The sequence below is a fragment of the Pedobacter sp. genome, assembly GCF_045628745.1.
Classification (GTDB): Bacteria; Bacteroidota; Bacteroidia; order Sphingobacteriales; family Sphingobacteriaceae; genus Pedobacter.
Genome location: NZ_JAZQPU010000318.1, coordinates 17,539 through 43,307, shown reverse-complemented (window position 1 = coordinate 43,307; position 25,769 = coordinate 17,539). Strand labels below are relative to the sequence as shown.

General features: G+C 37.5%; 25 protein-coding genes. 14 read left to right on the top strand and 11 right to left on the bottom strand.

What is annotated here, in order from left to right:
• Nucleotides 1-24: 24 nt before the first annotated feature.
• Both mutY and ACR2F7_RS11760 read left to right on the top strand, forming a co-directional pair.
• Nucleotides 25-1,074 (top strand): A/G-specific adenine glycosylase, encoded by a 1,050-nt coding sequence (gene mutY, locus ACR2F7_RS11765; protein ID WP_432713753.1) that lies wholly within the window; start codon nucleotides 25-27, stop codon nucleotides 1,072-1,074.
• A gap of 12 nt (nucleotides 1,075-1,086) precedes the next feature.
• Entirely contained in the window at nucleotides 1,087-1,515 is a 429-nt protein-coding gene (locus ACR2F7_RS11760; protein ID WP_432713752.1) for a single-stranded DNA-binding protein, read from the top strand.
• A gap of 71 nt (nucleotides 1,516-1,586) precedes the next feature.
• Here the strand turns inward: ACR2F7_RS11760 and ACR2F7_RS11755 are convergent, their stop codons facing one another.
• Together ACR2F7_RS11755 and ACR2F7_RS11750 are read right to left on the bottom strand one after the other, a co-directional pair.
• Nucleotides 1,587-3,005, bottom strand: a complete 1,419-nt coding sequence (locus tag ACR2F7_RS11755) for a DUF4270 domain-containing protein (protein WP_432713751.1) — start codon at nucleotides 3,003-3,005, stop codon at nucleotides 1,587-1,589.
• Nucleotides 3,006-3,029: 24 nt separating this feature from the next.
• Nucleotides 3,030-3,854, bottom strand: coding sequence for a glycogen/starch synthase (locus ACR2F7_RS11750; RefSeq protein ID WP_432713771.1), 825 nt, complete (start codon nucleotides 3,852-3,854; stop codon nucleotides 3,030-3,032).
• Nucleotides 3,855-4,005: 151 nt separating this feature from the next.
• Between ACR2F7_RS11750 and panC the strand changes: the two genes are divergently transcribed.
• The 3 genes from panC (at nucleotide 4,006) to ACR2F7_RS11735 (ending at nucleotide 6,484) form a co-directional block, all read left to right on the top strand.
• Nucleotides 4,006-4,845, top strand: coding sequence for a pantoate--beta-alanine ligase (gene panC / locus ACR2F7_RS11745; protein WP_432713750.1), 840 nt, complete (start codon nucleotides 4,006-4,008; stop codon nucleotides 4,843-4,845).
• A gap of 45 nt (nucleotides 4,846-4,890) precedes the next feature.
• Nucleotides 4,891-5,241, top strand: a complete 351-nt coding sequence (gene panD / locus ACR2F7_RS11740) for an aspartate 1-decarboxylase (RefSeq protein ID WP_432713749.1) — start codon at nucleotides 4,891-4,893, stop codon at nucleotides 5,239-5,241.
• A gap of 103 nt (nucleotides 5,242-5,344) precedes the next feature.
• Entirely contained in the window at nucleotides 5,345-6,484 is a 1,140-nt protein-coding gene (locus tag ACR2F7_RS11735; protein WP_432713748.1) for an acyl-CoA dehydrogenase, read from the top strand.
• A gap of 87 nt (nucleotides 6,485-6,571) precedes the next feature.
• On the opposite strand, the gene ACR2F7_RS11730 is transcribed toward ACR2F7_RS11735, so the two are convergent.
• Nucleotides 6,572-6,916, bottom strand: a complete 345-nt coding sequence (locus tag ACR2F7_RS11730; protein ID WP_432713747.1) for a phage holin family protein — start codon at nucleotides 6,914-6,916, stop codon at nucleotides 6,572-6,574.
• A 102-nt stretch (nucleotides 6,917-7,018) separates the two neighbouring features.
• Here ACR2F7_RS11730 and ACR2F7_RS11725 point away from each other — a divergent pair, with 102 nt between their 5' ends.
• The 5 genes from ACR2F7_RS11725 (at nucleotide 7,019) to ACR2F7_RS11705 (ending at nucleotide 13,218) form a co-directional block, all read left to right on the top strand.
• Nucleotides 7,019-7,339 carry a hypothetical protein gene (locus tag ACR2F7_RS11725; protein WP_432713746.1) on the top strand — a complete coding sequence of 107 codons (321 nt, stop codon included), beginning with the start codon at nucleotides 7,019-7,021 and terminating at the stop codon, nucleotides 7,337-7,339.
• A 253-nt stretch (nucleotides 7,340-7,592) separates the two neighbouring features.
• Entirely contained in the window at nucleotides 7,593-8,057 is a 465-nt protein-coding gene (gene rimP, locus ACR2F7_RS11720) for a ribosome assembly cofactor RimP (protein WP_432713745.1), read from the top strand.
• 2 nt (nucleotides 8,058-8,059) lie between these two features.
• Nucleotides 8,060-9,295, top strand: a complete 1,236-nt coding sequence (gene nusA, locus ACR2F7_RS11715; RefSeq protein ID WP_432713744.1) for a transcription termination factor NusA — start codon at nucleotides 8,060-8,062, stop codon at nucleotides 9,293-9,295.
• Nucleotides 9,296-9,422: 127 nt separating this feature from the next.
• On the top strand, nucleotides 9,423-12,500 hold the full coding sequence (gene infB, locus ACR2F7_RS11710) for a translation initiation factor IF-2 (RefSeq protein WP_432713743.1): 3,078 nt from the start codon (nucleotides 9,423-9,425) through the stop codon (nucleotides 12,498-12,500).
• Between the two features lie 121 nt (nucleotides 12,501-12,621).
• Entirely contained in the window at nucleotides 12,622-13,218 is a 597-nt protein-coding gene (locus ACR2F7_RS11705) for a hypothetical protein (RefSeq protein ID WP_432713742.1), read from the top strand.
• On the opposite strand, the gene ACR2F7_RS11700 is transcribed toward ACR2F7_RS11705, so the two are convergent.
• From ACR2F7_RS11700 to ACR2F7_RS11665, 8 genes are all read right to left on the bottom strand, one after another.
• Nucleotides 13,208-14,149, bottom strand: a complete 942-nt coding sequence (locus ACR2F7_RS11700) for a nucleotide-diphospho-sugar transferase (protein ID WP_432713741.1) — start codon at nucleotides 14,147-14,149, stop codon at nucleotides 13,208-13,210. The two genes, ACR2F7_RS11705 and ACR2F7_RS11700, sit on opposite strands and share 11 nt — an antisense overlap.
• A 2-nt stretch (nucleotides 14,150-14,151) precedes the next feature.
• Entirely contained in the window at nucleotides 14,152-15,255 is a 1,104-nt protein-coding gene (locus ACR2F7_RS11695) for a glycosyltransferase family 4 protein (protein WP_432713740.1), read from the bottom strand.
• A gap of 172 nt (nucleotides 15,256-15,427) precedes the next feature.
• The gene (locus tag ACR2F7_RS11690; protein ID WP_432713739.1) at nucleotides 15,428-16,117 is read right to left on the bottom strand and encodes a glycosyltransferase family 2 protein; all 690 of its coding nucleotides are present in this window, start codon (nucleotides 16,115-16,117) and stop codon (nucleotides 15,428-15,430) included.
• Nucleotides 16,110-16,811, bottom strand: a complete 702-nt coding sequence (locus ACR2F7_RS11685; RefSeq protein WP_432713738.1) for a glycosyltransferase — start codon at nucleotides 16,809-16,811, stop codon at nucleotides 16,110-16,112. The genes ACR2F7_RS11690 and ACR2F7_RS11685 overlap by 8 nt, the downstream gene beginning before the upstream one ends.
• A complete protein-coding gene (locus ACR2F7_RS11680; RefSeq protein ID WP_432713737.1) occupies nucleotides 16,811-18,637 on the bottom strand; it encodes an ABC transporter ATP-binding protein in 1,827 nt (608 codons plus the stop codon). Before ACR2F7_RS11680 ends, ACR2F7_RS11685 begins: the two co-directional genes overlap by 1 nt.
• Before the next feature lie 36 nt (nucleotides 18,638-18,673).
• Complete coding sequence (locus tag ACR2F7_RS11675; protein WP_432713736.1) at nucleotides 18,674-19,726, bottom strand: glycosyltransferase family 4 protein; 1,053 nt, start codon at nucleotides 19,724-19,726, stop codon at nucleotides 18,674-18,676.
• Between the two features lie 68 nt (nucleotides 19,727-19,794).
• Nucleotides 19,795-20,454 carry a glycosyltransferase family 32 protein gene (locus ACR2F7_RS11670; protein WP_432713735.1) on the bottom strand — a complete coding sequence of 220 codons (660 nt, stop codon included), beginning with the start codon at nucleotides 20,452-20,454 and terminating at the stop codon, nucleotides 19,795-19,797.
• An 18-nt stretch (nucleotides 20,455-20,472) separates the two neighbouring features.
• A complete protein-coding gene (locus ACR2F7_RS11665) occupies nucleotides 20,473-22,407 on the bottom strand; it encodes an LTA synthase family protein (protein ID WP_432713734.1) in 1,935 nt (644 codons plus the stop codon).
• A gap of 116 nt (nucleotides 22,408-22,523) precedes the next feature.
• Between ACR2F7_RS11665 and meaB the strand changes: the two genes are divergently transcribed.
• The 4 genes from meaB (at nucleotide 22,524) to ACR2F7_RS11645 (ending at nucleotide 25,760) form a co-directional block, all read left to right on the top strand.
• Entirely contained in the window at nucleotides 22,524-23,414 is an 891-nt protein-coding gene (gene meaB, locus ACR2F7_RS11660; RefSeq protein ID WP_432713733.1) for a methylmalonyl Co-A mutase-associated GTPase MeaB, read from the top strand.
• 371 nt (nucleotides 23,415-23,785) lie between these two features.
• Nucleotides 23,786-25,120 carry an OmpA family protein gene (locus ACR2F7_RS11655; protein ID WP_432713732.1) on the top strand — a complete coding sequence of 445 codons (1,335 nt, stop codon included), beginning with the start codon at nucleotides 23,786-23,788 and terminating at the stop codon, nucleotides 25,118-25,120.
• 74 nt (nucleotides 25,121-25,194) lie between these two features.
• Nucleotides 25,195-25,332 (top strand): DUF6728 family protein, encoded by a 138-nt coding sequence (locus tag ACR2F7_RS11650; RefSeq protein WP_432713731.1) that lies wholly within the window; start codon nucleotides 25,195-25,197, stop codon nucleotides 25,330-25,332.
• A 47-nt stretch (nucleotides 25,333-25,379) separates the two neighbouring features.
• Entirely contained in the window at nucleotides 25,380-25,760 is a 381-nt protein-coding gene (locus ACR2F7_RS11645) for a RidA family protein (protein ID WP_432713770.1), read from the top strand.
• The last annotated feature ends 9 nt before the right edge of the window (nucleotides 25,761-25,769 follow it).

Below are 25,769 nucleotides of genomic sequence, written 5' to 3'. Positions count from 1 at the left end.
TTTCAACACCGTATTTTTGCGCATATGAATTTTCAGCAAGAAATTGTGAACTGGTATCAGCTGCATCAAAGGGATTTGCCATGGCGCCATACGCAAGATGCCTATGTCATTTGGCTTTCCGAGATCATTATGCAACAAACACGGGTAGAGCAGGGTTTACCGTATTTCAACCGGTTTCTGGCTGCATTTCCTACGGTTGCTGATTTTGCTGCCGCCACAGAAACACAGGTGCTCAAATTATGGCAGGGGCTAGGTTATTATTCACGTGGCCGTAACATGCACCATACCGCACAGCAAGTCATGCTGCTTTATGGTGGTGTTTTTCCGGTACAATACGAGCAGCTGCTGCAATTGAAAGGTATTGGTTCCTATACGGCTGCAGCCATCTCCTCCTTTGCTGCAGGAGAGTCCAGAGCGGTGGTAGATGGCAATGTCTTTCGAGTGCTTTCCCGTTACTTTGGCATCGCAGAGGCCATCAACAGCACTACAGGAAAAAAGCAATTTGAAGCCCTTGCGCAGGAGCTGATACAGGGGCAAAATCCTATGGTTTATAACCAGGCTATCATGGAGTTTGGCGCCCTGCAATGTAAGCCTAAATCTCCCGTTTGTGAGCTTTGTCCTTTGCAGTTATCCTGTCATGCACGTCAGCACAATCTGGTAGACGTACTGCCTTTAAAACTGAAAAAGGTGGTGGTTAAAACACGCTATTTTAACTACCTCATTATGCAAAATGGGGAGCAGGTTCTGGTTAATAAAAGACAGCCTGGAGATATATGGCAGCACTTGTACGATTTTCCTTTAATTGAAAGTATGGGGCCCGCAGCCTTCGAAGAGGGAACACTGGCTGCCGATATTAAAAATTTATATGGAAATGAAGTTTCGGTGTCACCTTTGATGACCAAAAAACACGTATTAACACACCAAATTATATATGTTCAATTTTTTGTTTTAGCTAATTATATCCTTAACTTTAAGCAAGATACACCGTTTATTTGGGTAAGCAAGGCCACTTTAAATGACTTGCCACAGCCCAAAGTAATCACCAATTTTATAAATGCCTATTTAATCTCATAATCTTTTTTTCCCATGTCAGGTATCAACAAAGTAATTTTAGTAGGACATTTAGGCAAGGATCCTGAAGTTCGTCATTTAGACGGTGGAGTAACCGTTGCAAGCTTTCCATTAGCTACCTCTGAAACCTTTAATAAAGATGGTAAACGCGTTGAACAAACAGAATGGCATAACATAGTGCTGTGGCGTGGACTGGCCGAAGTAGCGTCCAAATACCTCACCAAAGGAAAGCTCGTTTATATAGAAGGGAAACTACGGACACGTTCTTTTGAAGACCGCGAAAAAGTAAAAAAATATGTGACCGAAATTGTTGCCGAGAACTTTACTATTCTGGGTAGGAAGAGTGATTTTGAAGCTGCCCCGGTGGTGCAGAATCATGTAATTCCAAAACATGAGGATGAGTTTACAGATAGGGATAGCGATGCTGGAAACATCCCTTTTTAAGCAAACCTTAATTTTAAGCATAAAAAAAACCGGCTAAATGAATAGCCGGTTTTTTTGTGTTACACAAGATCTTAGTTGATCACTGTGTAATATACATTAAGTTTAACCTTGTTAGTGCCATTGTTAAAAGCGCCAATGATAGACCTGTTAGCAGAAGTTAACGTAGGGTTAATGCTGTATTCTGTTAATAATGCTGGTGCAGGGGCTAAATAAAGGCCATTATCTACAATTTTGCCATCCATCAAATCCTGCAATAGCGCAGTTACAATGAAGGTGTAATTTTTATTGCTGGCAATGTATGAAGTGCCAAAGTTAGCTGTATATCTTAAGTCACTAGAGTTTTGATCTGGAATCAGCGTTCTTTGTCCGGCAATATCATATTGATATAAAGCAATTCTTTGTGCCGGTAAAAATGGGGCTACATCTGTACCTGAACTTAAGTCTACAACAAGCTCTGCTTTGTTGATGAGTACTTTTTTGCCAAGGTTAGCTACAAATTTTTTCAGGTATGGAATGCTGATTTTGTTTCTAACGCCAGACAAAGGTTGTAAATAAGTAGTCTGGTATTGTGTGTTACTCACATCAGCAAGTTGAGTGGCAACAGGCGTATTTGCATAATCATGCTTAATGGTTGCAGCAACAGGGTTGAGTGTTTGGTTAATAGGGAACACCGCAGATACCGTATCAGTTGAAGTAGCCGTTGTTGCATTTTGTCTTTTGTAGTAAACCTGCACAGCAGAAGCACCAGTAAAAGTAAAGAACATCAAACCACCTGTACCTGAAGAGTTGGCTCTATTCAAACTAATTTGCAAGCCTTTAAAAGCCTGGTTAAAGGTTACATCGTTACGCAAAATGTTTGTATCCAGGTTAACAATATTGTTTTGGATAAAATTATTGGTTAATTTGATCCTGATAGAAGCAGGTACTGCAGCTAAAGTATCGGCACCACCTGAAACGATATTAGTAACCATGTAAGGGGTAGTCGGTTTAATTTTACCTTTAAAGTTACCTACTAGAGCGGTTCCTGTTGCCCATTCTTTGTTGCTTTGAAAAGAACTTTCTACAGCGAAATTTTTGGCCAGTTGTTTTACGTCAATACTGTAAACCGAAGTAGTGGTATCTCCATAAAAATCTGTGGAATAAGGAAGAATCAGTACCGCTGAATCTACAACAGCGTTAGTACCAAAGCTATAGGCAGCACTTGGCAAGTTTACGCTGAAAGAAACGCTGGCTTCTGTAGTTCCGAAAATAGGATCCTCAAGGTAGCCAAAAGGAAGGCGCGCAGGGTTATTGGTGGCAGTTGTGCCATAATACGTAGGTTTTACCTCGTCTGCAACTGTTTGAGTTTTAACAGTCAGGCTGTCTACTAGTGCACCCTGAATGGCATTATCCGGATCAAGATCCAGGCCTAAAGTGTTTGACTCATTACAAGAGGCAAAAAGAAAAAGACTTATTAACAGGGTCAATAAGTCTATTTTTGAAAATTTCATATTTAAAATAATAATACCGTTTGTTTATGCTATTGAAACCATTTCTTCGTTCGAAATCTCCTCATATAAATTATAGAAGTTGTCGAAATTTTCGGTTAAATTATAAGCTAAAGTTGGCTTATTAGAATCTTTAACAAATTTTAACACATCAGCATCGATTGTTTCAGCTGCAAAAACCACGGCATCTGAGTAAGAAACAGCGCCTTTATCAATGGTATTGTTCGTTGCGTTTTCAAATACTTTAGTGTCTTCAGCGGTCATTGCACTCATTACTGCCTTTTTGTGCAGGTCTGCATTTAATGTTTCTGTAAAGCAGTTCTCATAAATTGAATACACTACTTTCGCATTTTTGAAGGTAGGGTCATTCTTGTAAGAAGTTTTAATATATGCAGGTACCAGTGCGGTCATCCATCCATGACAGTGAACGATGTCGGGAGCCCAGCCTAATTTTTTCACAGTTTCTAATGCGCCTTTGCAGAAGAAGATCATTCTTTCGTCGTTGTCACCATAGAATTTGTTTTCTTTATCACGGAAAACATATTTACGCTGAAAATAATCCTCGTTGTCCAAAAAGTACACCTGCATGCGTGCTGCCGGTATAGAAGCCACCTTAATGATTAATGGATTGTCATTATCATCAATGACAATGTTCATTCCAGATAACCGAATGACTTCGTGTAACCTGTTGCGTCTTTCATTGATGTTACCAAACCTGGGCATCAGAATCCGGATTTCAAATCCTTTTTCTTGCATTGCCTGCGGTAATTGGCGGGTAATTTCTGAAATTTTTGTAAGTTCGAGGAAAGGCGACATCTCGTGTGTAACAATCAGTAGCTTCGTTTTTGCCATCTCCATATTCGTGAATAATATTATGTTAAAGAAAAGATAATCAAGGGGCAAAGGTAATCAAAATAATAATATTTATCAAGTTCTTAATCAAGATGTTTTGTTAAGAATGGATAAATAACCAACTTTGGCGCTCAATACTTTTAACTCAGCTTTGGAAATAATAAATACCATAGCAGCATTAAAAATGCTGTTGGAGCCTTTAAAACAGGCTCAGCAAAAAATTGCAATTGTACCCACTATGGGCGCATTGCACAAGGGACATGTATCTTTAATTGCCGCAGCGAAGCAACAGGCCGATATTGTTGTGTGTAGCATTTTTGTAAACCCTACACAATTTACAGATGTTAAAGACCTGGAGAAATATCCGCGGCCACTGGAGCATGATATTCAAATGCTTGAAGATGCAGGTTGCCAGGTAGTGTTTATGCCTTCTGTGAAAGAAATGTACCCCGGTGCAGAAGAATGGCATATTGACTTAGGTAACGCTGAATTTTTATTGGAAGGTGAATTCAGGAAAGGTCATTACCAGGGCGTTACACAAATAGTTAAAAAGCTTTTCGATGCGGTAAACCCAGATCTTGCCTTCTTTGGTCAGAAGGATTTTCAGCAGGTGCTGATGATCAAAAAAATGGTGGCCACCTTTAATTTGCCCGTTCAAATTGTAAGCTGCCCCATTATCAGAGATGCCGATGGCCTGGCCATGAGCTCCCGAAATATACATTTAACGCCGGCCGACCGCCAGCACGCCCTTATTCTCAGCAAGACACTTCAGTTTGTGAAGGAGCATTTTCAGCAATATAGTATTCCGGTTTTACTGGAAAAGGCTACGGAAATGTTACAGAGTGTAAATGGCGTAGAACTTGATTATTTTACCATCGCCAATGGAGAAACTTTACTCCCTGAAAGTAATAAAAATGCAGAAAACCTCGTTGCACTTGTTGCAGCAAAGGTTGGTGAAACCCGCCTGATTGACAATATATTGCTGAACTAAAAAAAACAATTCTTGCAAACATTAAACTTTAGTTAACTTTGCGACATGATTATCGAGATTTTAAAATCGAAAATACACCGTGTTAAAGTAACGCAGGCTGAATTAAATTATGTTGGCAGTATAACCATTGATGAAGATCTGCTGGATGCTGCCAACATTATTGCGAACGAAAAAGTGCAAATCGTAAACAATAATAATGGCGAACGATTTGAGACTTATGCAATTAAAGGGGAGCGTGGAACCGGTATGATCTGCCTAAATGGTGCTACAGCCAGAAAAGTACAGGTGGGTGATATCCTGATTATCATGTCTTATGGTTCCTTACCTATCGAGGAAGCTAAAAAATACCATCCTATTCTTGTTTTCCCTGATGATAACAATCACTTGTTGAAATAAATCTTTTGCTGTACTGGCTTTTTGAGAAAATGTTATGCAACCATAGTATATTCAATTAGAATAACTAAATTTGGTTTATTGGATTTTTCAAAAAATAAAAGATATGCTATTTCAACTCAGTGAAGAACAATTGATGATACAACAGGCCGCCAGGGACTTTGCACAAAACGAACTCAAGCCCGGTGTCATTGAGCGTGATGAGCACCAGAAGTTTCCTGTTGAACAGGTTAAAAAACTAGGAGAATTGGGCTTCCTTGGGATGATGGTATCAGAAAAGTACAACGGCAGTGGCTTAAATGCCCTTTCGTATGTATTGGTCATGGAAGAGCTTTCCAAAATTGATGCCTCTGCTTCGGTAGTGGTCTCTGTAAACAACTCCCTGGTTTGTTATGGACTGGAGGCTTTTGGTACAGAAGCACAAAAAGAGAAGTATTTAAAGCCGCTTGCAGCGGGAGAACAGATTGGCGCTTTTTGCCTTTCTGAGCCTGAGGCTGGTTCTGATGCCACCTCACAGCAAACTACAGCGGAAGATAAAGGCGATTACTATTTGTTGAATGGTACCAAAAACTGGATCACCAACGGCGGTACAGCCTCGACCTACCTGGTCATTGCACAAACACATAGAGAATTAAAACATAAAGGCATCAATGCGTTCATCGTTGAAAAGGGAACGCCTGGTTTTACCATTGGCCCTAAAGAAAATAAATTAGGTATCCGTGGTTCAGACACCCATTCGCTGATGTTTAACGATGTAAAGGTGCCTAAAGAAAACCGGATTGGCGAAGATGGCTTCGGCTTTAAGTTTGCCATGAAAACCCTCGAAGGTGGCCGTATTGGTATTGCTGCACAGGCACTGGGCATTGCTGCCGGTGCTTACGAACTAGCACTTGCCTATTCTAAAGAAAGAAAAACCTTCGGTAAACCTATCCACGAACACCAGTCTATTGCTTTTAAACTTGCCGATATGGCCACTCAAATTGAGGCTGCCCGTTTATTGGTTTATAAAGCAGCATGGTTAAAAGACCAGGGACAATCGTATACCTTAGCCGGTTCTATGGCAAAATTGTTTGCTTCTAAGGTAGCGATGGATGTGACTATTGAAGCCGTGCAAATCCATGGTGGTTATGGTTTCGTTAAAGAATACCATGTAGAAAGGTTAATGCGTGATGCAAAAATTACACAGATCTATGAGGGTACTTCAGAGATCCAGAAAGTGGTCATCTCCAGAGATATTCTAAAGTAAAACCATCGCTGTTTTAAAATAAAAAAAGCGTCATCCCGAACTCTTCTAAGTTCAGGATGGCGATTCTTCATTTATAATGTCCTGTTTTTAATCCCTCGAACGAATAAAACTTCCGAATATCATTTGAATAACAGCCACTACAATAGCAAGAATGGCAGCCGCCCAAAATCCGGTGGTGTTGAAGCCTTCCATCATTTTATCGACCAATAAGATCATCAATACGGTAATGATAAAGGATACCAGGCCCAGGGTAAGGAAGTTCAAAGGCAAAGTAAGGATCCTTAAAATAAAGCCAATGGTGGCATTTACCAGCGCTATTAATATAGCAGCAATAATTGCACTTCCAAAACCGTGAAGTTCTACACCCGGCACCAGGTAGGCACCTATTAACATGGCTACAGCTGTTAATAAAATTTCCAAAATAATTCCCATAATTAGTAATTTAGTTAAATGATAAAGATATTGTTCAGAATAGGAGCTTTAGCTACTATTGCAATTTGTTTGTGCTGTACCTCATCAAATAATAAGCCAGTAATGATTAATTTCTCGGCAGATAGCAGCGCAATAGTATTAACAGATATACATCCTGTGGGTTTATTGCAATTGAAAAACAGCGCCACTAATGATAGTACGGCCAACAAATGGCTTAGCGTTACCACGTCAGGGAAAGAAATTGCAGGTAAGGTAAAGATTGAAGACGATCGCATGCTTTTCTTACCTGCGCAGCCCTTTAAAAAGGGCCAGCAATACCTGGTCAGTACACCCTTGAACACCAGCTTTGGTGGCGCCCGGGAAATCCTCAAGGGTAAAATAAATTACAGGCTTAAATCACAGCAAAAAATACTGACGCGTTAGGGGTGCCTTGTTGACAGTTAGTAATGACAGCAGGGTGAGTCCACCCTGAGTCCACACTCAGTCCACCCTTTGTTCGGCGAAACGTGGACTCACCGTGGACTCAATGTGGACTCACCGTGGACTCACTCTTACCTGTAGATAATCAGACCCTAAGCTTGCAATTTTTATTTTAAAAAATTATTCTTATCTTTGCAGAGATATAGAGAATTAGAGGGGGCGCGTGTCCCCTCTTTTCTGTTTTAGCAAATTGGTTATGCAGGTAGAAAACAGAGTAAGAGAACTAGTTGAAGAAAAAATTGCGGATAGACCGGAATTGTTTTTAGTGGAGGTAAAAATGCTTCCAAACAATAAGCTTATTATTCATGTTGATGGTGATGAAGGCATCAGCATACAAGATTGCGCAGCAATCAGCAGACATGTGGGTTTTCATTTAGAAGAAGAAAACACTATTGTGCAGGCTTATAACTTAGAGGTTTCTTCGCCCGGAGTGGGTGAGGCCCTAAAGCTGAAAAGACAATACCAGAAAAACATTGGCAGAGAAATCAGTGTTAAACTTGCGGGTGGCGAAAAGAAAGAGGGTAAATTGCTTTCTGTAACCGAAACCGGGCTCGACATTGAAGAAAGTGTTAAAGAAAAAGGTAAGAAAGCATATATGGTAGAAACCCATATAGCGTTTGAGAATATAACAGAAGTAAAGGTTTTAATTTCATTTAAATAAAAATGAGCAATATTAATTTAATCGATTCGTTCCAGGAATTCAAAGAGTTCAAGAACATCGACCGTCCGACAGTAATTAGTGTGCTGGAAGAGGTGTTTCGCAGTATGTTGCGAAAAAAATACGGAACCGATGAGAATTGCGATGTAATTGTTAACCCTGACAACGGCGATTTAGAAATTTGGCGGACTAGAAAAGTGATGGAAGATGGGTTTTCTGAAGATGACGATTTAGAAATCGAACTTTCGGAAGTGAAGAAACTGGATCCTGATATGGAAGTTGGCGACGACTATATAGAACAGATTACCTTAGAAAGCTTTGGTCGCAGGGCTATTTTAGCTGCCCGTCAGACTTTAGTGTCAAAAGTTCTTGAGTTAGAGAAAGACGAAATCTTCAAAAAATATAAAGACAGAGTTGGTGAGATTGTAACTGGTGAAGTTTACCAGGTATGGAAGAAAGAAACTTTGGTGCTTGATGATGAAGGTAATGAGCTGATGATGCCTAAAACCGAACAGATTCCTGCAGATTATTTCAAAAAAGGCGATACCGTGCGTGCGGTGATCTCTAAAGTTGACATGATGAACAGTTCTCCAAAAATTATTATTTCCAGAATTGCTCCAGAATTTTTACAACGTTTATTTGAAATTGAAGTTCCTGAAATTTTTGATGGTTTAATTACCATTAAGAAAATTGTTCGTGAACCAGGTGAGCGTGCTAAAGTTGCGGTAGAATCTTACGACGACAGAATTGACCCGGTGGGTGCTTGTGTAGGTATGAAAGGTTCTCGTATACATGGTATCGTAAGAGAATTGAAAAATGAAAACATCGATGTAATTAACTTTACAAACAATGTTTCCTTATATATTACAAGGGCTTTGAGCCCGGCAAAAATCAGCTCTATTAAATTAGATGATGTAACAAAACATGCATCAGTTTATTTAAAACCTGATCAAGTATCTTTGGCTATTGGCCGTGGTGGACATAATATTAAATTAGCGGGTAAGTTAACCGGTTATGAAATTGATGTATACCGTGAAGCTGGTGAAGAAGATGAAGATGTGGATATCGAAGAATTCTCAGATGAAATCGATAGCTGGATTATAGATGAATTAAAATCAATTGGCTGCGATACGGCGAAAAGCGTATTGTCACTTTCTATAGATGAGTTAGTGAAACGTACCGATTTAGAAGAAGAAACCATTAAAGAAGTAGTGAATATTTTAAAATCAGAATTTGAGTAATTCAATTCTGAATAGTGAGAAATCAGTGTAAACCATTTGAGAAAATTCAAACAAATTACATACACATGAAATAAAACAAGAATAAACATTACTTTTGTACAAGAATTAAGAAAAAAGAGGAATATCAATGTCAGACGACAAACCAATAATTTTATTTAAGGCAGTTAAGGAACTTAACGTAGGCATAGCTACGGCCGTTGAGTTTCTGGAAAAGAAAGGCTTTTCTGTCGAGAATAAACCCACTACCAAGCTTTCAAAAGATATGTACGATGCATTATTGAAAGAATTTCAGGGAGATAAAATCGTAAAAGAAGAGGCCAATCAAATTGTTATTGGTAAAATACGTCGTGATGAGCCTGATGTAATTGAGAAAGCTGCTGAAGCTCCGAAAAAGAATGTAGAGTTCGAGAGTGAAGGTATTTTAATCAAAAACCTTCAGTCGCATACGCCTCCGGCAGAAAAGCCGAAAGAAGAACCTGTTGTTGAAAAAGAACAGCCTTCTGTAAAAGCCGAAGCGCCAGTAGAAAGAGCCCCAGAAAAGGCAGAAGAAAGTTCACTTCCAGGTGTTAAAATCATAGGGAAAATAAACCTTGATGATTTAAACAGTAAAACCCGTCCGGTTAAGAAGGAGGAAACTCCAGCTGCACCGGCACCCGTTGCTGAAGTTAAAGCAGAAGTTCCTGCTCCTGATCCTGTTCCTGAGGCTGTTAAAGAAACACCAAAAGAGCCCCTGAAAGAGCCAGTGAAAGAAGAAAAACCTGCAACGGTTGTCCCTGAAGTAAAAGCGGAAGTGATACCACCTGCACCAGCACCAAAAGCTGAAGTGAAACCCGTTCCTGTAGAAAAACCTGCTGCCCAGGCGGCACCAGTTGTTAAAGCTGAACCTGCAAAAGTTACCCCACCAGCCCTTAAGGCTAAACCTGAAGAGGTTGAGGTGATTAAAGCAAGATCGGTGAAATTAACAGGACCGAACATTATTGGTAAAATTGTTTTGCCAACAACGCCAGATCGTAAATCATCGCCGATTGCTTCGTCTAACGACAGCGAAAATGCGAAGAGAAAGCGTAAACGTAAAAAAACTCCGGGACAACACCCAACTACAGGACAAGGTTCAACACCTCCTGCAGCAGGACAAGGTACGGGCACCGGTGCACAGCATCCGCCAAAACCGGCCACTCCACCGACGTTTACCAACAGACCGGATTTTAGAAATAACACAAACAATACTGCCAACAGGCCTAACTTTAGAAACAGCAAACCAGGTGGACCTGGAGGCTCTAAAGAAGAACCTACGGAAAAAGAAATACAAGATCAGATTAAAGCAACACTTGCCCGTTTAAGTGGTGCTGGTAAATCTGGTAAGTTTGCACAAAGAGCAAAAATGCGCCGTCAGAAGCGTGATGATGTTGCCTTAACTGCAGATGAATTAGCATTAGAACAAGAGGCACAATCCAAAGTGTTGAAAGTAACGGAGTTTGTTACGGCAAATGAACTTGCAACCATGATGGATGTACCGGTGACCAAAATTATTGGTACTTGTATGAGTTTAGGTATGTTCGTATCCATCAACCAACGTTTGGATGCTGAAACGTTAACGATTGTTGCTGATGAGTTTGGTTACGAAATTCAATTCGTTAAACCAGATGATGAAGGTGACATTTTAATTGAAGAAATTGATAATCCTGAAGATTTAGTGCCTAGAGCTCCTGTGGTAACCATTATGGGTCACGTGGATCATGGTAAGACTTCACTACTGGATTATATCCGTAAAGCTAACGTTGTTGCTGGTGAAGCCGGTGGTATTACACAGCACATTGGTGCTTACATGGTAACTACACCAACAGGCAAAAAGGTAACCTTCCTGGATACGCCAGGTCACGAGGCCTTTACCGCGATGCGTGCACGTGGTGCTAAGGTAGCGGATATTGCCATCATTGTTATTGCTGCAGATGATGCGGTGATGCCACAAACTAAAGAAGCCATCAACCATGCGCAGGCAGCTGGTGTGCCTTTAGTATTCGCCTTTACAAAAATTGATAAACCAGGCGCGAATTCTGAAAGAATCCGTGAGCAGTTATCAGCAATGAATATCCTTGTGGAAGATTGGGGTGGTAAATTCCAATCGCAAGAGATCTCTGGTAAAAGCGGTTTAAATGTAGACTTACTTTTAGAGAAAGTATTACTTGAAGCTGAATTTTTGGACTTGAATGCAAATCCTAAAAAACGCGCTACAGGTAGTGTAATTGAAGCAACATTAGATAAAGGTCGTGGTATTGTAACGACGGTTCTTGTTCAGTCTGGTACTTTAAAAATCGGTGATCCTATATTAGCCGGTAGTTACAGTGGTCGTGTTAAAGCTTTATTTAACGAACGTGGACAGAAAGTATTGGAGGCTGGTCCTTCTGTACCGGTTCAGGTATTGGGTATGCAAGGTGCACCTACAGCAGGTGATCGTTTCAATGCTCTTGAAAGTGAAACTCAAGCGCGAGAGATTGCAAATAAACGTCTGCAGTTAATGCGCGAACAAGGTTTACGTACACAGAAACACATTACTTTAGATGAGATTGGTCGTCGTTTGGCTATCGGTAACTTTAAAGAACTTAACCTGATCATCAAAGGTGACGTGGATGGGTCTATCGAGGCTCTATCTGACTCCCTATTGAAACTTTCTACGGAAGAGATTCAGGTGAATATCATTAGCAAAGCAGTTGGTCAGATCTCTGAATCTGATGTATTGTTAGCTTCTGCCTCTGATGCGATTATTATTGGTTTCCAGGTTCGTCCTTCTACGGGAGCACGTAAGCTTGCTGAAGCTGAGCAAATCGATATCCGTCTGTACTCTATCATCTACGATGCGATCAACGAGATCAAAGCGGCGATGGAAGGGATGTTGGCTCCGGAATTTGAAGAGAAAATTACGGCTAACGTTGAAATCAGGGATGTCTTTAAAATCACTAAAGTGGGTACCATTGCAGGTTGTATGGTATTGGATGGTAAGATTACCCGTAACAGTAAGATTCGTATCGTTAGAGATGGCGTAGTGGTCTACACAGGTGAACTGGCTTCATTGAAACGTTATAAAGATGACGTGAAAGAAGTAAGCGCTGGTTATGAGTGTGGTTTAAATATCCAGAACTTTAACAACATTGAAGTGGGCGATATCGTTGAAGCTTACGAACAAGTTGAAGTGAAAAGGAAATTGTAAAAGAATATAACTTAAAATATAGCCGCTCAAATAATTAATTGAGCGGCTTTTTTGTGGGTTTTATATTAATGAGGCGAAGGATTTTTTAGCAGGGAGAGCTAATGTATGTTAAATTTACAGCATGATTCATTTGATTATAACTACGGCCAGTATAAAGGAAAATTACCTGCAAAGAAAGGAGCAATATATCAAATCGATTGACCTTGCCTTGAAATTTGATTATCTGTTTGATTCTTGTACAGTGTTGGAATGCTTTTCTGCACATGAAGACTACCTTGATGCCTATCCTGTATTTTATAGCAAAGTGCAGAATAAATACCCAGAAAAAGGATTGAATGAGATGCAGCATATAAAGGCCTTTTTAGAGCAATCGCCTTTTAAAGAGCAAGATGGAATTATCAAACTAACAGGTAGATACCTGTTAGAAGATAGCTCTTTTTTTAATAAAGTGAGGCTGCTGGAGGATGATTATGACAGTATTTTTAAAGATGATAGTGATATTTATGAAGGCAAAGGTTATCACACCTTTTTGTATTACATGAAGAAGGGCCTCTTTCTGGATACCATTAATTCTTTACGCTTTTCGAAAGACAATTTAGACCCTATAGAATGGGGCGTTAAAGATTTTTTAAACGATAGAAAAAGACATTATGTGTTAAACCGACTTGGAGTAAAAGCTTACCAGGGTACTTATAGTGAAAATGTATTTAGCTGTTAAAACGCTCTTTAAACCATCTTTTGAAGCGGCGTTTTAAAGAATTGTGCTTTTTCCATCTTGCTACCAGATTAAACTCATGAATTAAGGGGGCATAATCGGCTTTTTTCTGAGGCAAAACATATTTTGGATACGTGATTTCCGTAATTTCTTCGAGCGGAAGGTTTGCATGGGCACTCTCCGCATTAAAGGTATGTGTTGCATCTTCCCTGAAACCGATGTTCTTGATCAAATTTACATTTGGATTAATAGAGAGGCTGTTGTTGAAATAATTTATTAAAGCAAGCTGATAATCCCAGGTATCAATTTTACCTGCTTTTACCTCTTTGAATATGTTTGCCCAGGTTTCTATAACCAATTTGTCAGTAAATATATTGCTGAATATTTCTTCAACCTCATTTTCATGATAAGCTTTTAGGTCTTTGTCATAGTCTTTCCAAACTCTTTTCCAACTTGCCCAGCCCCATACATGGGTTTGGTTGGCAAAATAAATACTATCATTACCCCATTTAGTTCCCATTTGAAGATTGCATCCTGCAATATGTCTGATTCTTGTATCAAAGCGGTATTTAGCTAATAAAGTATCGCAATAATAGAAAAAGCTTTTTGCCGGTAAACAATCATCTTCCAGGATGATCCCTTCTTCTTCATTGTCAAAAAACCAATCGATAGCTGAGGAAATGGCATTTTTACAACCAAGGTTATTTTCCCTGAAAAGCGTTTTAACTTCGCAATCCCAATCTATATTTTTAACTATTGCCAATGTTTCCTGGCATCGTTGTGCATCATTTTCGCGCCCTGCACGTGGGCCATCTGCTGCGATATATAGTTTAGCAGGTTTTGCACCTCTAATCTCTTCAAAAACCAGATTAGTTGTATCAGGTCTGTTAAAAACCAAAAATAATACCGGGGATTTTGTTTGATAATCTTTCATAGCTAGCCACACTGGGCAATATTTTTATAAATATTGATAGTCAATTCCAGGCAGTTTTTCATGGTGAGATTTGACAATCTCTTTTGTCCAGCTTTAACTAAATTAATTTTGGTTTCTTTATTGATCAATACGTCTTCAATTACTGTACGCATATTTTGCTCATCATAAGGATTGAAGTAGCTAATGGCATCCTGACCTACTTCTTTGAAACAAGCAATATCACTTGCCACCACAGGACAATTGTATTGAAAAGCCTCTAATAAAGGCAAACCAAAACCTTCATCAATTGAAGGATACAAAAATGCAATGGCATTTCTATAAAGATTAGCCAGCTCATGGTCAGTAACTGTTACTTGTATAACCTGATTTAATATGTTTAAGCGTAAAATAAGCTCCATCTCTGCACATTGAAGGGCTCCACCGCCAGCGCATATCAGCCTCAAGGAAGTGTCTTTTTTTAATAGTGGAGCGATAGCCATTAATAACCTGAAGAAGTTCTTATAAGACCTCCTATCACCTATATAGAGCAGGAAATTTTGGTGTTGACTATTTGCAGTTGGATTACCCTCATGTGTTAATGGCTCAAATCCATGATGGACGACAGAGATTTTACTTTCAGGTATTTTATGATACAATTGAATGTCATTTTTTGTAGATTCAGATATAGCAATGATATGATTTGCTTTTTCGATACATAGCCTTTTATGATAAGGTGTATTATCTCCCGTATCAAAATAATCAGGAAATTTTTCATGGATCATATCATGTACCGTTAAAACAAATGGCTTTTTAAGGTTCTGGAGAAAATAAGGGTTATAATAGGTAGGATGGAGTACATCGAAATCATTTCCTCCAATCATATATCTGGAATATTTTTCATTCCATTTATAGACTTTTTTTTGTTTGTGAAGTAATAATTTGCCTAGACTTTTATTCAATTGCCGCTGACTATCTTGAATATAATGATTGTTGCTGTATAAAATGCTGATACTTGAGTTGATGCCCTCTTGCTTTAGGGTCTCATGATGTAAATTGGCGAAATAACGTGATATACCACCATAGCGCTGAAGGGAAAAAGTTTGATGGTCGTATAGGATATTAAGCATTTATTTTCGGAGATTAACTATATATTTGAAAAGTAAATTATGGAATAAGACCAGGGTTAATTGCTTTAAACCTTGGTGTAATTAAAATTATAAAGGTAACAAACAGGTGTAATTATACAAATTATCGACACTTGAATGGGTAGCGAGAACTTAATCTCTTCATCTATTTCAATTATACTTTACTCGATTTAAGTTTTTTAAATAAATACCTAAGCCAAATTACCCATCCAAAATTTTTATATATCAAAGTTGACATATCTCGTTCCAGCATTAAATCTTTATTTGATGAGACCCCAGTGTGATTAAAGTTTGCCAGGATGAAATCTATAAATTTAAACTTGTAGTTTGCATCTTTCCAACACCACATGTTTAAAACATAATCTGCAGAAGTTTTGTACTTGGTGTCAAATTTATATTTATCAAATACAGATGAAGGATAAATTATTGCTTGATGGCAAACTGCGGATTTTGCAAATTGATAGGGGGTTGCCTTTCCGTAATACTTTACACCTTCTTTAAGAACACTTCCATAATAAATAATATGCTCATCCTTTAATTCTTTGGCGAATAAAGAGAAATCATCCATTAAAACATCGTCGGCACCCAGAAAGTAAACCCAGCTACCTGTAATCAGCTTTAACGCCTTATTCATTGCATCATAAATACCATCGTCTTTCTCACTTACCCAATGTGTAATTATTTTATTGTTATTTTTTATAATTTTCAGCGTATCATCTGTACTACCACCGTCAACAAGGATAACTTCTAAATTTTTATATTTCTGTTTTTCAATACTTGTTAAACACGATTGGAGGTATTGTTCAACGTTGAGAGTGACAATAATTATTGAAATCTTATCCATTATTTGTTTTTTTAAAGGAACTTTTAAGTCTTCTGAATATATAACGGAACCATATACTAATACCGAAGTTTTTTAAAATCAAATAGTTTTTATCCTTTTCGAAATTGATGTCCTTTTGTAAAGCAGATATTCCGGTGTCATTATATGCTGAGATGACATAATCTTTATAGGTAAAAGTGTAGGCTTTATCTTTATAAAGCTGCATGTTTAATGCATAATCCGCTGCAATTTTATATCTGGTATTGTATTTGTATTTTTTGAAGATAGAAGAGGGATAAATAATAGACTGGTGGAAAATTCCTGACTTTGCTTGCCTGTATGCTGAAATCTGCCCAACACATTTGCGGCCTTTATAAATAACATTAGCATAATAAATGGCATGAGGATCTGTTAGTTCAGCAATCAACTTAGAAAAGTCAGGTAACAAGATGTCATCTGCCCCTAAGAAATAGACCCATGGTGTATTTATTTGAAATAGTGCTTTATTCATGGCATCGTAAATACCTTCATCCTTTTCGCTTATAGCATATTTTATTTTTGCAGCATTTTTTTGAATGATATCCACAGTGCCATCGGTACTTTGCCCGTCAATTACTATAATATCAAGTAAAGGATAATTCTGTTCATAGATACTATCAAGGCATTTTTGGAGTGTTTCAACGGCATTATAGGTGACAACTATTACGGATATCATTAATCATTAAATGTTTGCATATTGATTAAACGTTTATATAACCCATCTATTTTTAATAATTCACTGTGGCTGCCTGTTTCAACGATTTGGCCTTGGTCAATAACGACTATAGTATCTGCATGTTGAATAGTGCTCAAACGATGCGCGATAACGATAGAAGTTCTGTTTTTCATTAAATTATTTAAAGCATTTTGTACAAGTTTTTCTGATTCTGTATCTAGTGCTGAAGTAGCCTCATCAAGCAGCATAATCGGAGGATTAGCTAGTACTGCTCTGGCAATGCATATGCGCTGTCTTTGTCCTCCCGACAGGCGGTTTCCTCTGTCGCCAACAAATGTTTGATAACCATGTTCTTGGTTTAATACAAACTCATGGGCATTAGCAATCTTAGCTGCAATAAAAATTTCTTCCTCAGTCGCTTTGGGGTTCGCAAAAGCGATATTGTTATAAATGGTATCGTTAAATAAAAATGAATCCTGGTTTACAATCCCCATTTTAGACCTCAGACTTTCAAAGGTTAAATCTTTATAATCTTGTCCGTCTATTTTAAAGCTTCCTGACACAGGATCGTAAAATCTAGGTATCAAGTCCATAAGTGTGCTTTTACCACCACCAGATGGACCGACTAATGCAATGGTCTTCCCTTTTTCTATTGTTAAATTAATGTTCTTTAAAACCGTTTTTTCACCATAATTAAAGCATACGTTATCTAGTTGTATAGCATGATTAAAACTGCTTATTTCGGTTGCATTTGATTTGTTAACTAATTCTGGTGTGGTATCTATTAAGGATAAGACTCTATCGCCGGCTGAAATTCCAGAATGAATGCCACTGAAGGAATCGCTTATTGCTTTAACAGGTTGCATTACCTGGGAAAATACGGCAATGTACATGATGAATTGTGATGGTGTAAATTCACTACTTCCATTAATTACAAGCGTACCTCCATATAAAACAATAAATACTACAACCATTACACCTAAAGATTGTGATACTGGCGATGCAAGTTGCTGCCTTCTCACCATTTTACGGTTTAAATTGGAGTACACTTCGTTTTCTTTTTGAAACCTATCTTTAATTAATGGTGTAGCATTGAAGGCTTTAATGATTTTAATGCCACTTAATGCCTCATCCAAAAAGCTAATCATTCTTGAGAAAGATTCATGAGCTTCTGTAGCTTGTTGTTTTAAGCGTTTAACAATCTTACTTATAATTAAACCTGAAACTGGAATGACCAAAAGTGAAAATAAAGTGAGTTTAACAGATATGCTTAATAAAACGACAATATAAAAAATAAGTTGAAGGGGCTCTTTGAAAACAACTTGCAAGGTATTGGTGACCGTAAATTGCACAACTTGTACATCAGAAGCAATTTTTGACATGATATCACCTTTTCTTTCATTATTAAAATAGCCAATGTGAAGATTCATCACATTGTTAAATACTGACTTACGAAGATTTAATAAGGTATGCACCCTTAAATCTTCCATAAATCTTTGAGCCAGGTAACGGAATAAATTAGATAATATTACAGATGTAAGGATTACAGCACAAACCAGTTGAAGGGTTTTAGTTTTGCCATTTTTCAATATGGAGTTGCCAATATAATTATTGAATTTCGCTAATAAATCAAAATCGGTTGCTGCTTTATCAATGAGGCTATGTGCTGCTGTAGCACTTGATGAAAATAAGGTGTCTAATAAAGGCGCTAATAAGGTAAAATTAAAGGTGTTGAAAAGAACGGCTAGAAGTGTTGCTATAATATATGGTATTGCAAATTTTTCTATTGGTTTAGCAAATGATAATAATCTAAAATAGGTCTTCATCAAGAATGTTTAAACGGTAAAGTTACAAAATCTATGTTAACCCTTTGCCAGAGATTTATAGATTTTCCAGTAAGCTTTAGCACTTGTTTCCCAGCTAAACTGTTTTGCATGGTCTATGATGGATTGTTCAGGCTTTCTTATTTTATAATCATTTATTCCTTCCTGAAAGACTTTTTGCATATTTTCAGGATTAAAATCTTCAAAATAATAAGCAAATTTTCCACCAATTTCAGGTAAGCAAGTTGCTGTAGAAAGGAATACTGGTTTTCCAAACCTCATAGCCTCAATAACGGGAATTCCAAAACCCTCTGCTTTAGAAGGAAACAGGAATGCTTTACAGTGCTTATAATACCAATATTTATCTTCTTTGGTTATGCCACCTAAAATTTTTACCTGATGCTCTACTTTATACTTTTTAGCTTCGTCCAGAATCTTTGATATATATGTTGGATCTGGATTACCACCAATGATCAGCTCCATGTCTTGATTTTGAAGCAAACATGGTAGTACATGAAAATTCTTTTTGGCATTAACTGTTCCAAGAGCAAACAAAAAAGGCTTTTTAGGGATATATGTTGGATTGAGCCCCTCCGGATAATCATCTACATTACAGCCATTATAAATTACAGTAATTGGTTTACTAACTTTTAAATGTTGTAAAATGTCATTTTTAGTAAATTCAGATATTGCTATTATATGGTCAACTGAATCAATATTGCGCTGGTGAATTGTTAAATAAGAGGCTCTTTTAGCAGCAGACTTTTCTTCGTAAAGAAAATTTAAATCATGGATAGTTAAGACACGTTTAATTTTTCTATGTGTAGAGGGAATGTATGAAGATGTTTGATGGGTAGCGTGCCAAATCTCATATTTTTTATCTAAAAATGGGAAAAAGAACTTATGAATACTTCTTTGGGTAAAGAAATCGATATCTGGAGGGAAAAACTGTTGGTTTTTCTTTTGAACATAGATATCAACATGATCTTTTTCTTCTTTTGTTTGCAATAAAGCTAAACCAAGCTGATGGCAATATTCAAATAACCCTGTATAAGGGTATTTCATCCGTTCACAGTCTAAAATAACGTTCATCCTCTATGTAAGTGCTGTAATAATTCTTTAATTCCGACTAAATGATCTGTGTTTCTGATCAAAGGTACTTATTCAGGCTTAAGTACTGTAGAAGTCTGCTGTAGTTTCTTCCAATGGTTCGATTTATTCTCGTAAAGAAAGAATTTTGCTAATTTATATTTGTCTTTTAGAAAAGGTGCATATTCTATGCCAAAAACGCGGTAAGAAATTCCTGGATTCTTTTTTAAGCATTCATTAATGGCAATGGTATAAACTGCCGGTCCGGTCATTTTGTGAACATCATGGGGAAACTTGTTTTGACGGATATTTTCTAGAATCATTTCTATAGTTTTTTCAAGAAAGGGGTGGCCTGGTTCGTAAAACATAGCCCATTGCACAAAAAAGATTGGATTTTTTTCTACAGAAAGTACAGCAACATCCTCAGGTCTTAGCAGCTCATTTAATTTTCCTTTAAGGTGGCAATCAATATCGAGGTAAACGCCACCTTTTTTTAAAAGAATAGCATACCTGAAAAAGTCAGCTTTAGCGGCACCAATGTTAATTCTTTGATAAAGCGAAAAAACCTCCTGACCAAATTCTGTCGATAGAAAGTGTTCTATACGTGCATCATCATAAAACTCATAGGCATAATCAGGGTTCTTTTTTCTGAACCTTGAAATATGCCAGCGGGTGATAAAAGGAAGCTGCTTTGTCTTAAATGTCTGGTGTATAATTTTTGGTATTGGCATGAGCGTAATGACAGCAAATTAGTGGTTAAGTAGTTTATTTGTTACACGGTACATATAATCTTGAATATATGCTTTGCAATTTTCCATTCCACTTTTAATTTCCGGATCAGGATTGCTGATCAGGTTAGTTTGCAGACCGGTGTCTTTTATGGCAAACACACCTGAAAATTTCTCTCCATCGAAGATATAAGTGTAGTTGCCCTCCATAAACTGATAAATGTTTCCAGGTGAATTGATGACGCGTGGTGTTTCATCAGGATTGTTGGCTATTAAACTTCTGCCCCATGATCTAAAAGGTTGATGATAGCCGATGAGGTCAATAACAGACGGGTAAATATCTGTTTGCGAAGCTAAATCAGTTCTCACTCCTTTAAGATTTAGTGCTTTATTTGGACTGAAGAATAAAATAGGAACAGCAAAACGATTAATAGGTTTACTATATTCCTCATAATTAATTTGGTTAGTATGGTCTGCTGTAATAACGAAAATGGTGTTTTGATACCATGCTTGTGTTTTAGCATGTTCAAAAAACTTTCTCAAAGCATGGTCTGTATATTGTACACATTTATCTATGGGCATTGGTCCGCCCAGGAATTGTTGTTGATACTTTTCAGGTATTTTAAAGGGATCATGTGACGATATTGAAAACATAGTCGCTAAAAATGGCTTCTTTTGTTTGGTGAGCGTCTTACTCATAAATTGAAAAAAGGGCTCGTCCCAAATGCCCCAAATCCCATCGTAGTCTGCATCATTATTATACTCTGTTCTTCCATAATAATCTTTTATGCCCAATAATTTACTAAAGCCTAAAAAGCCCATAGAGCCATTTGCTGCACCATGGAAAAAAGAAGTTTGGTAGCCTGCGCTATTGCTAATGGAGATTAATGATTGTATATCTTGTTTAGCATACGGGGATGAAGTAAAGGCAGTTTGAAAAGACGGAATACCTGCTAAGATTGAACTCATGGCATGAATGGATTGTCTGCCATTGGCATAACCATTTGTAAAAATAAGACTGCTTTCTGATAAAGAATCTAAAAAAGGCGTGTAAGATTTGAAGTTAGGGATGTTGCTGTCCTTATTCATACTTCCCCAATATTCTCTACCCATGCTTTCCAGTATAAAAATAACAACATTAGGTTGTGTACCAGTATGGCTTTTATATTGCTTTATAGGTTTAATGTGTTGGTTAATGTAATTAGCATTTGTCCAGTTTGGCACCTTAAAGCCAGAAACTTTTAGTGTTCTAAAAATTGAAAAAGGTGTGTTTAATACAATGTCTCCCTGGTTTGGAATCCGGACATGGCGGTATGCATCTACTAAATTGATTGGCCTTGTGCTGTGTTTAAAACCACCCCTGATACCACCAATAATTAAAGTAGCAGTGAGGAGGATACAAATTGCAGAGGATAAAAAATAAGCAATGTATTGTCTTTTGTGAGGTTTGTTAACCTTAACATTGACCTTTTTATATAACCAAATCCAAACCAGACTACAAAGCAGAAAGAGTGCAATGATATACCAGTAATCACCGATGAAGTGACTTAACAAAGTAGATTTATTGTTTTCATGGACCAGCACATCCAAAGTAGCCCGGGTAGACCTGACCTGACTAAAACGATAGTAAATAATATCAATGAAATTGGTTGAATAGGTAAGGATGTTCAGCGTGAAATAGAGCCACAACAAAAACTTTTGAAATCGTAAGTTAGTATTAATGGTTAATGGGAGAATACTAATGAGGATAAAGAGGCTGTTGATATATAATAAAGCCGTTGTGTCAAATGAAAGGCCGTAATAACACAATTTCAATAGATCGGTAAAGCTGTCTATTCCAAATAATTCCCTATTAAATGAATAAAATAAAATACGGCTTATGAAATAAAACAGATAGATTAAAAGTATTCTATAAATTAATACTTTATATTCATTTAAGCGGAACGTTCTGATCATTGTGTAAATACAAAATAAGATAGCAGTTTAAACAGTATTTATTTATACGAACTAATTTCTTAAATTCATTTACTTATTTAAATACAGATTGCTTTCTTTGTGCAAAGATAGTTTTAATGCGTTCATCTTCCCAGTTGCTAAAAGAAATAAATGAAGGCAACTTTGTTGCCATTGCCAGAGCATTAACGCTTGTGGAGAATGATATTTATCCTTCGGCAGAACTCTTACGTCAATTAATACCACGTACAGAGGTGCCTGTTTTAGGCATTACCGGCCCACCGGGTGCCGGCAAAAGTACCCTTGTCAATGCTATCACGGCTAATTTTATAGGTCAGGATAAAAAAGTGGCCATTTTGGCGGTTGATCCGACATCACCTTTCAACTTCGGCTCTCTCCTGGGTGACAGAATACGCATGACACAACAATTTAACAACCCTAATGTTTTTATCAGATCTGTAGCTACGCGGGGCGAATTGGGGGGTATCTCCACAAAAACCATTGAAATGGTGGATGTATTGCGTTCAGCGAACTTTGATCTCATCATAGTAGAAACAGTAGGTGTTGGACAGTCTGAATTAGAAATTGCAGGCCTTGCTGACCGAACAGTAGTAGTGTTGGTGCCCGAATCAGGGGATGAAATACAAAACATTAAATCTGGCCTGATGGAAATAGCGCAGGCATTCGTGGTTAATAAAGCTGACCGCGAAGGGGCCATTACCTTTTCTAATAACTTACAAAAGCTTGTTCGTCAGCAGCATACCGAAATACCGGTGTTTTTAACGGTTGCAGATAAAGGAGAGGGTATTAGTCCTTTATGCGAATGGCTGCTTAAGCCTGGTGCAGACTATAATGTTCGCCAGCCACTTTTATTAGCAGAAAAAGCATTTAAGCTTATCCAGCATCATAGAATGCGAAATGTAGACAAAGGACGATTAAAGGCCGAATTAATTCAGGCAACTGCCAAACCAGGGTTTAACATTTACAATTTTATTGACCAGTGGACATAAACAGTCGTACATGGCAGTTCATGTCTGAAAAATAGGACTAGTGTCGCTTTAGGGTGCCTCTTTTGACTAAAGCAGGCGGTGCTGTCCAGAATTGGCTAAACAATCAAACATTCTAATTTACTTTAAATAAACCATTACTTTATTGTGTAATATATTGATTAGAAGTATATTAATTGGTAGATTTGAGTGCAGAGCGAATGAATATGTTAAATAAAGAGTATGGTTAAGCCTACAATCAGGTATAAATATGCTGCTTATTTAAGTTTGGAACGGTGTTTGTATATCTGTTTTTATAATTTAAAAATTTGTTTAATTTTGCTCTACAAAAAAATTAGACGATTAAAATTTGTTTAACCTTAAAAAAGAAAATTATGAATTATTCTACTTTAAAAAAAGGTCTTGCAGTTTCTTTTGTTGCGCTTATGGGAGCTACGACTCTTGCTAACGCACAGGATTCTACAATGACAACATCTTCAGCCAAGGTATTTGGTGGAAGAGGCCAGTACAGAACTTGGTCAATTGGCGTGAATGCAGGTGTAATGTCTCCATTCTTAGTTATTGGTGGATCAAACGATTTCACTAATCAAGACGTTAACTTAGGTTACGGTGTTTCATTGAAGAAACAATTAGGTCATGCATTTGCTTTAGAAGGTAACATTTTCCGTGGAAAAGTTTCTGGAACAAACAAAGATGCAGCTGGTGGAACTCAATTCGGTGTTAAAGAATTTGAAACTGAAATCGGTTACTCTGCAGATTTAAGAGGTGTTGTTAATGTAGCAACAGTAGATTTCTTACGTCGTGAGAACTCTGTTAACTTTTTCGTATCTGCTGGTTACGGTTTAATTGCTTATGCTCCTTCTAATGTTTCTGCTGCTGGTGTAACCAACGACTGGAAAGATAGAGCTGGTGATGATGGTGATAAAAAATATGTGAAAGAAGCTTATATCCCAGTTGGTGCTGGTGTTAAATTTAAAGTTTCTGACCGTGTTGCCTTTAACTTAGGTTACACTATGCACTTCATCGATAGCGATAACTTTGATGGTGTTTATGCAAAAGGAACAACTAAAGATAAATTCTCTTACGGTTACGCTGGTTTAGAGTTTTCTCTAGGTTCAAGTGCTAAACCTAATTTAGAATGGGTTAACCCTTTAGCTTTAATGTATGATGAATTGAAAGATCCTTCATTACGTCAAGAAGTTGAAGCACTTAAAAACCGTGTATCTAACGTAGAAAAATCTGTTGAAGATTTGAAAAGAGATACTGATGGTGATGGTGTAGCTGATCAATTTGACAAATGCCCAGGAACTCCAGCTGGTACTGCTGTTGATGGTTCAGGATGTCCACTTCCAGTTTCTTCAGCTGTTAATACAGCTAATGTAACAGGATTTGAGCCAATTCAATTTGAATTCAACAGTTCAGTTTTAAAAACTGAATCATACCCTATCTTAGATAAATTATCTTCAGAATTACGTGAAAACGGTGGTAAAGTAACTTTAAACGGTTACGCTTCAAGCGAAGGTACTGCTGCATATAACATGAAGTTATCTAAAGACAGAGCTAACTCTGTTAAAACTTACTTAGTGAACTCTGGTGTTAATTCTAGCCAGGTAATTGCTAAAGGTAATGGTGAAGCAAATCCAATCGCTTCTAACGATACTGAAGAAGGTCGTATCCAAAACCGTCGTGTTGAATCTGCAAGAAACTAATATTTCTTAAGAACATATCATAAAAAGAGGTCTTCGATATTCGAAGGCCTCTTTTTTTATTTATACATTTGTATATGTATTTCTTCAGAAAGAAAGATAACAACAGACCCTCTAGCGGAAGCCTGAAAGCAATGCATTTTATCAATGCCTTGGCTATTCTGATCTTCCTGGCAGGGATTTTATGGAAACTAATCCAATACTTTTTTAAATAATTCAATCAATAGCATATTTACTTATGCTCAATACCCTACAAACGATGATCAAACAAATTACACACACTACTGATGCGCCCGCTCCAATTGGTCCTTACAGCCAGGCTGTTTTAGCTAATGGAGTTCTTTATCTTTCCGGACAAATTGCTATTAACCCTGCAACTGGCGAATTGACCACCCTTTCTTTAAAAGGTGAAACTCACCAGATAATGCGTAACCTGAATGCTGTTTTATTAGAGGCAGGTTTTGCTTTTGAACATATTGTGAAAACAACTATATTTTTATCTGACATGGAGCTTTTTGCAGAAGTAAATGAAGTGTATGGCTCTTACTTTACCAAAGACTTTCCTGCAAGAGAAACTGTTGCGGTTAAAGGATTACCTAAGGGAGTGAATGTAGAAATTTCAGCTATCGCCGTTAAAGCTTAAGGGCAATAG

Excerpts from the sequence above, each read along its gene's own strand:
- ACR2F7_RS11690 (WP_432713739.1), bottom strand. The coding sequence starts at position 16,117 with ATGGATAAGATTTCAATAATTATTGTCACTCTCAACGTTGAACAATAC.
- rimP (WP_432713745.1), top strand. The coding sequence starts at position 7,593 with ATGCAGGTAGAAAACAGAGTAAGAGAACTAGTTGAAGAAAAAATTGCG.
- meaB (WP_432713733.1), top strand. The coding sequence starts at position 22,524 with ATGCGTTCATCTTCCCAGTTGCTAAAAGAAATAAATGAAGGCAACTTT.
- ACR2F7_RS11725 (WP_432713746.1), top strand. The coding sequence starts at position 7,019 with ATGATTAATTTCTCGGCAGATAGCAGCGCAATAGTATTAACAGATATA.
- panD (WP_432713749.1), top strand. The coding sequence starts at position 4,891 with ATGATTATCGAGATTTTAAAATCGAAAATACACCGTGTTAAAGTAACG.
- ACR2F7_RS11650 (WP_432713731.1), top strand. The coding sequence starts at position 25,195 with ATGTATTTCTTCAGAAAGAAAGATAACAACAGACCCTCTAGCGGAAGC.
- ACR2F7_RS11680 (WP_432713737.1), bottom strand. The coding sequence starts at position 18,637 with ATGAAGACCTATTTTAGATTATTATCATTTGCTAAACCAATAGAAAAA.
- mutY (WP_432713753.1), top strand. The coding sequence starts at position 25 with ATGAATTTTCAGCAAGAAATTGTGAACTGGTATCAGCTGCATCAAAGG.
- ACR2F7_RS11750 (WP_432713771.1), bottom strand. The coding sequence starts at position 3,854 with ATGGCAAAAACGAAGCTACTGATTGTTACACACGAGATGTCGCCTTTC.
- infB (WP_432713743.1), top strand. The coding sequence starts at position 9,423 with ATGTCAGACGACAAACCAATAATTTTATTTAAGGCAGTTAAGGAACTT.
- ACR2F7_RS11685 (WP_432713738.1), bottom strand. The coding sequence starts at position 16,811 with ATGATATCCGTAATAGTTGTCACCTATAATGCCGTTGAAACACTCCAA.
- nusA (WP_432713744.1), top strand. The coding sequence starts at position 8,060 with ATGAGCAATATTAATTTAATCGATTCGTTCCAGGAATTCAAAGAGTTC.
- ACR2F7_RS11760 (WP_432713752.1), top strand. The coding sequence starts at position 1,087 with ATGTCAGGTATCAACAAAGTAATTTTAGTAGGACATTTAGGCAAGGAT.
- ACR2F7_RS11730 (WP_432713747.1), bottom strand. The coding sequence starts at position 6,916 with ATGGGAATTATTTTGGAAATTTTATTAACAGCTGTAGCCATGTTAATA.
- ACR2F7_RS11670 (WP_432713735.1), bottom strand. The coding sequence starts at position 20,454 with ATGCCAATACCAAAAATTATACACCAGACATTTAAGACAAAGCAGCTT.
- ACR2F7_RS11695 (WP_432713740.1), bottom strand. The coding sequence starts at position 15,255 with ATGCTTAATATCCTATACGACCATCAAACTTTTTCCCTTCAGCGCTAT.
- ACR2F7_RS11665 (WP_432713734.1), bottom strand. The coding sequence starts at position 22,407 with ATGATCAGAACGTTCCGCTTAAATGAATATAAAGTATTAATTTATAGA.
- ACR2F7_RS11755 (WP_432713751.1), bottom strand. The coding sequence starts at position 3,005 with ATGAAATTTTCAAAAATAGACTTATTGACCCTGTTAATAAGTCTTTTT.
- ACR2F7_RS11655 (WP_432713732.1), top strand. The coding sequence starts at position 23,786 with ATGAATTATTCTACTTTAAAAAAAGGTCTTGCAGTTTCTTTTGTTGCG.
- ACR2F7_RS11705 (WP_432713742.1), top strand. The coding sequence starts at position 12,622 with ATGATTCATTTGATTATAACTACGGCCAGTATAAAGGAAAATTACCTG.
- ACR2F7_RS11735 (WP_432713748.1), top strand. The coding sequence starts at position 5,345 with ATGCTATTTCAACTCAGTGAAGAACAATTGATGATACAACAGGCCGCC.
- ACR2F7_RS11675 (WP_432713736.1), bottom strand. The coding sequence starts at position 19,726 with ATGAACGTTATTTTAGACTGTGAACGGATGAAATACCCTTATACAGGG.
- ACR2F7_RS11700 (WP_432713741.1), bottom strand. The coding sequence starts at position 14,149 with ATGAAAGATTATCAAACAAAATCCCCGGTATTATTTTTGGTTTTTAAC.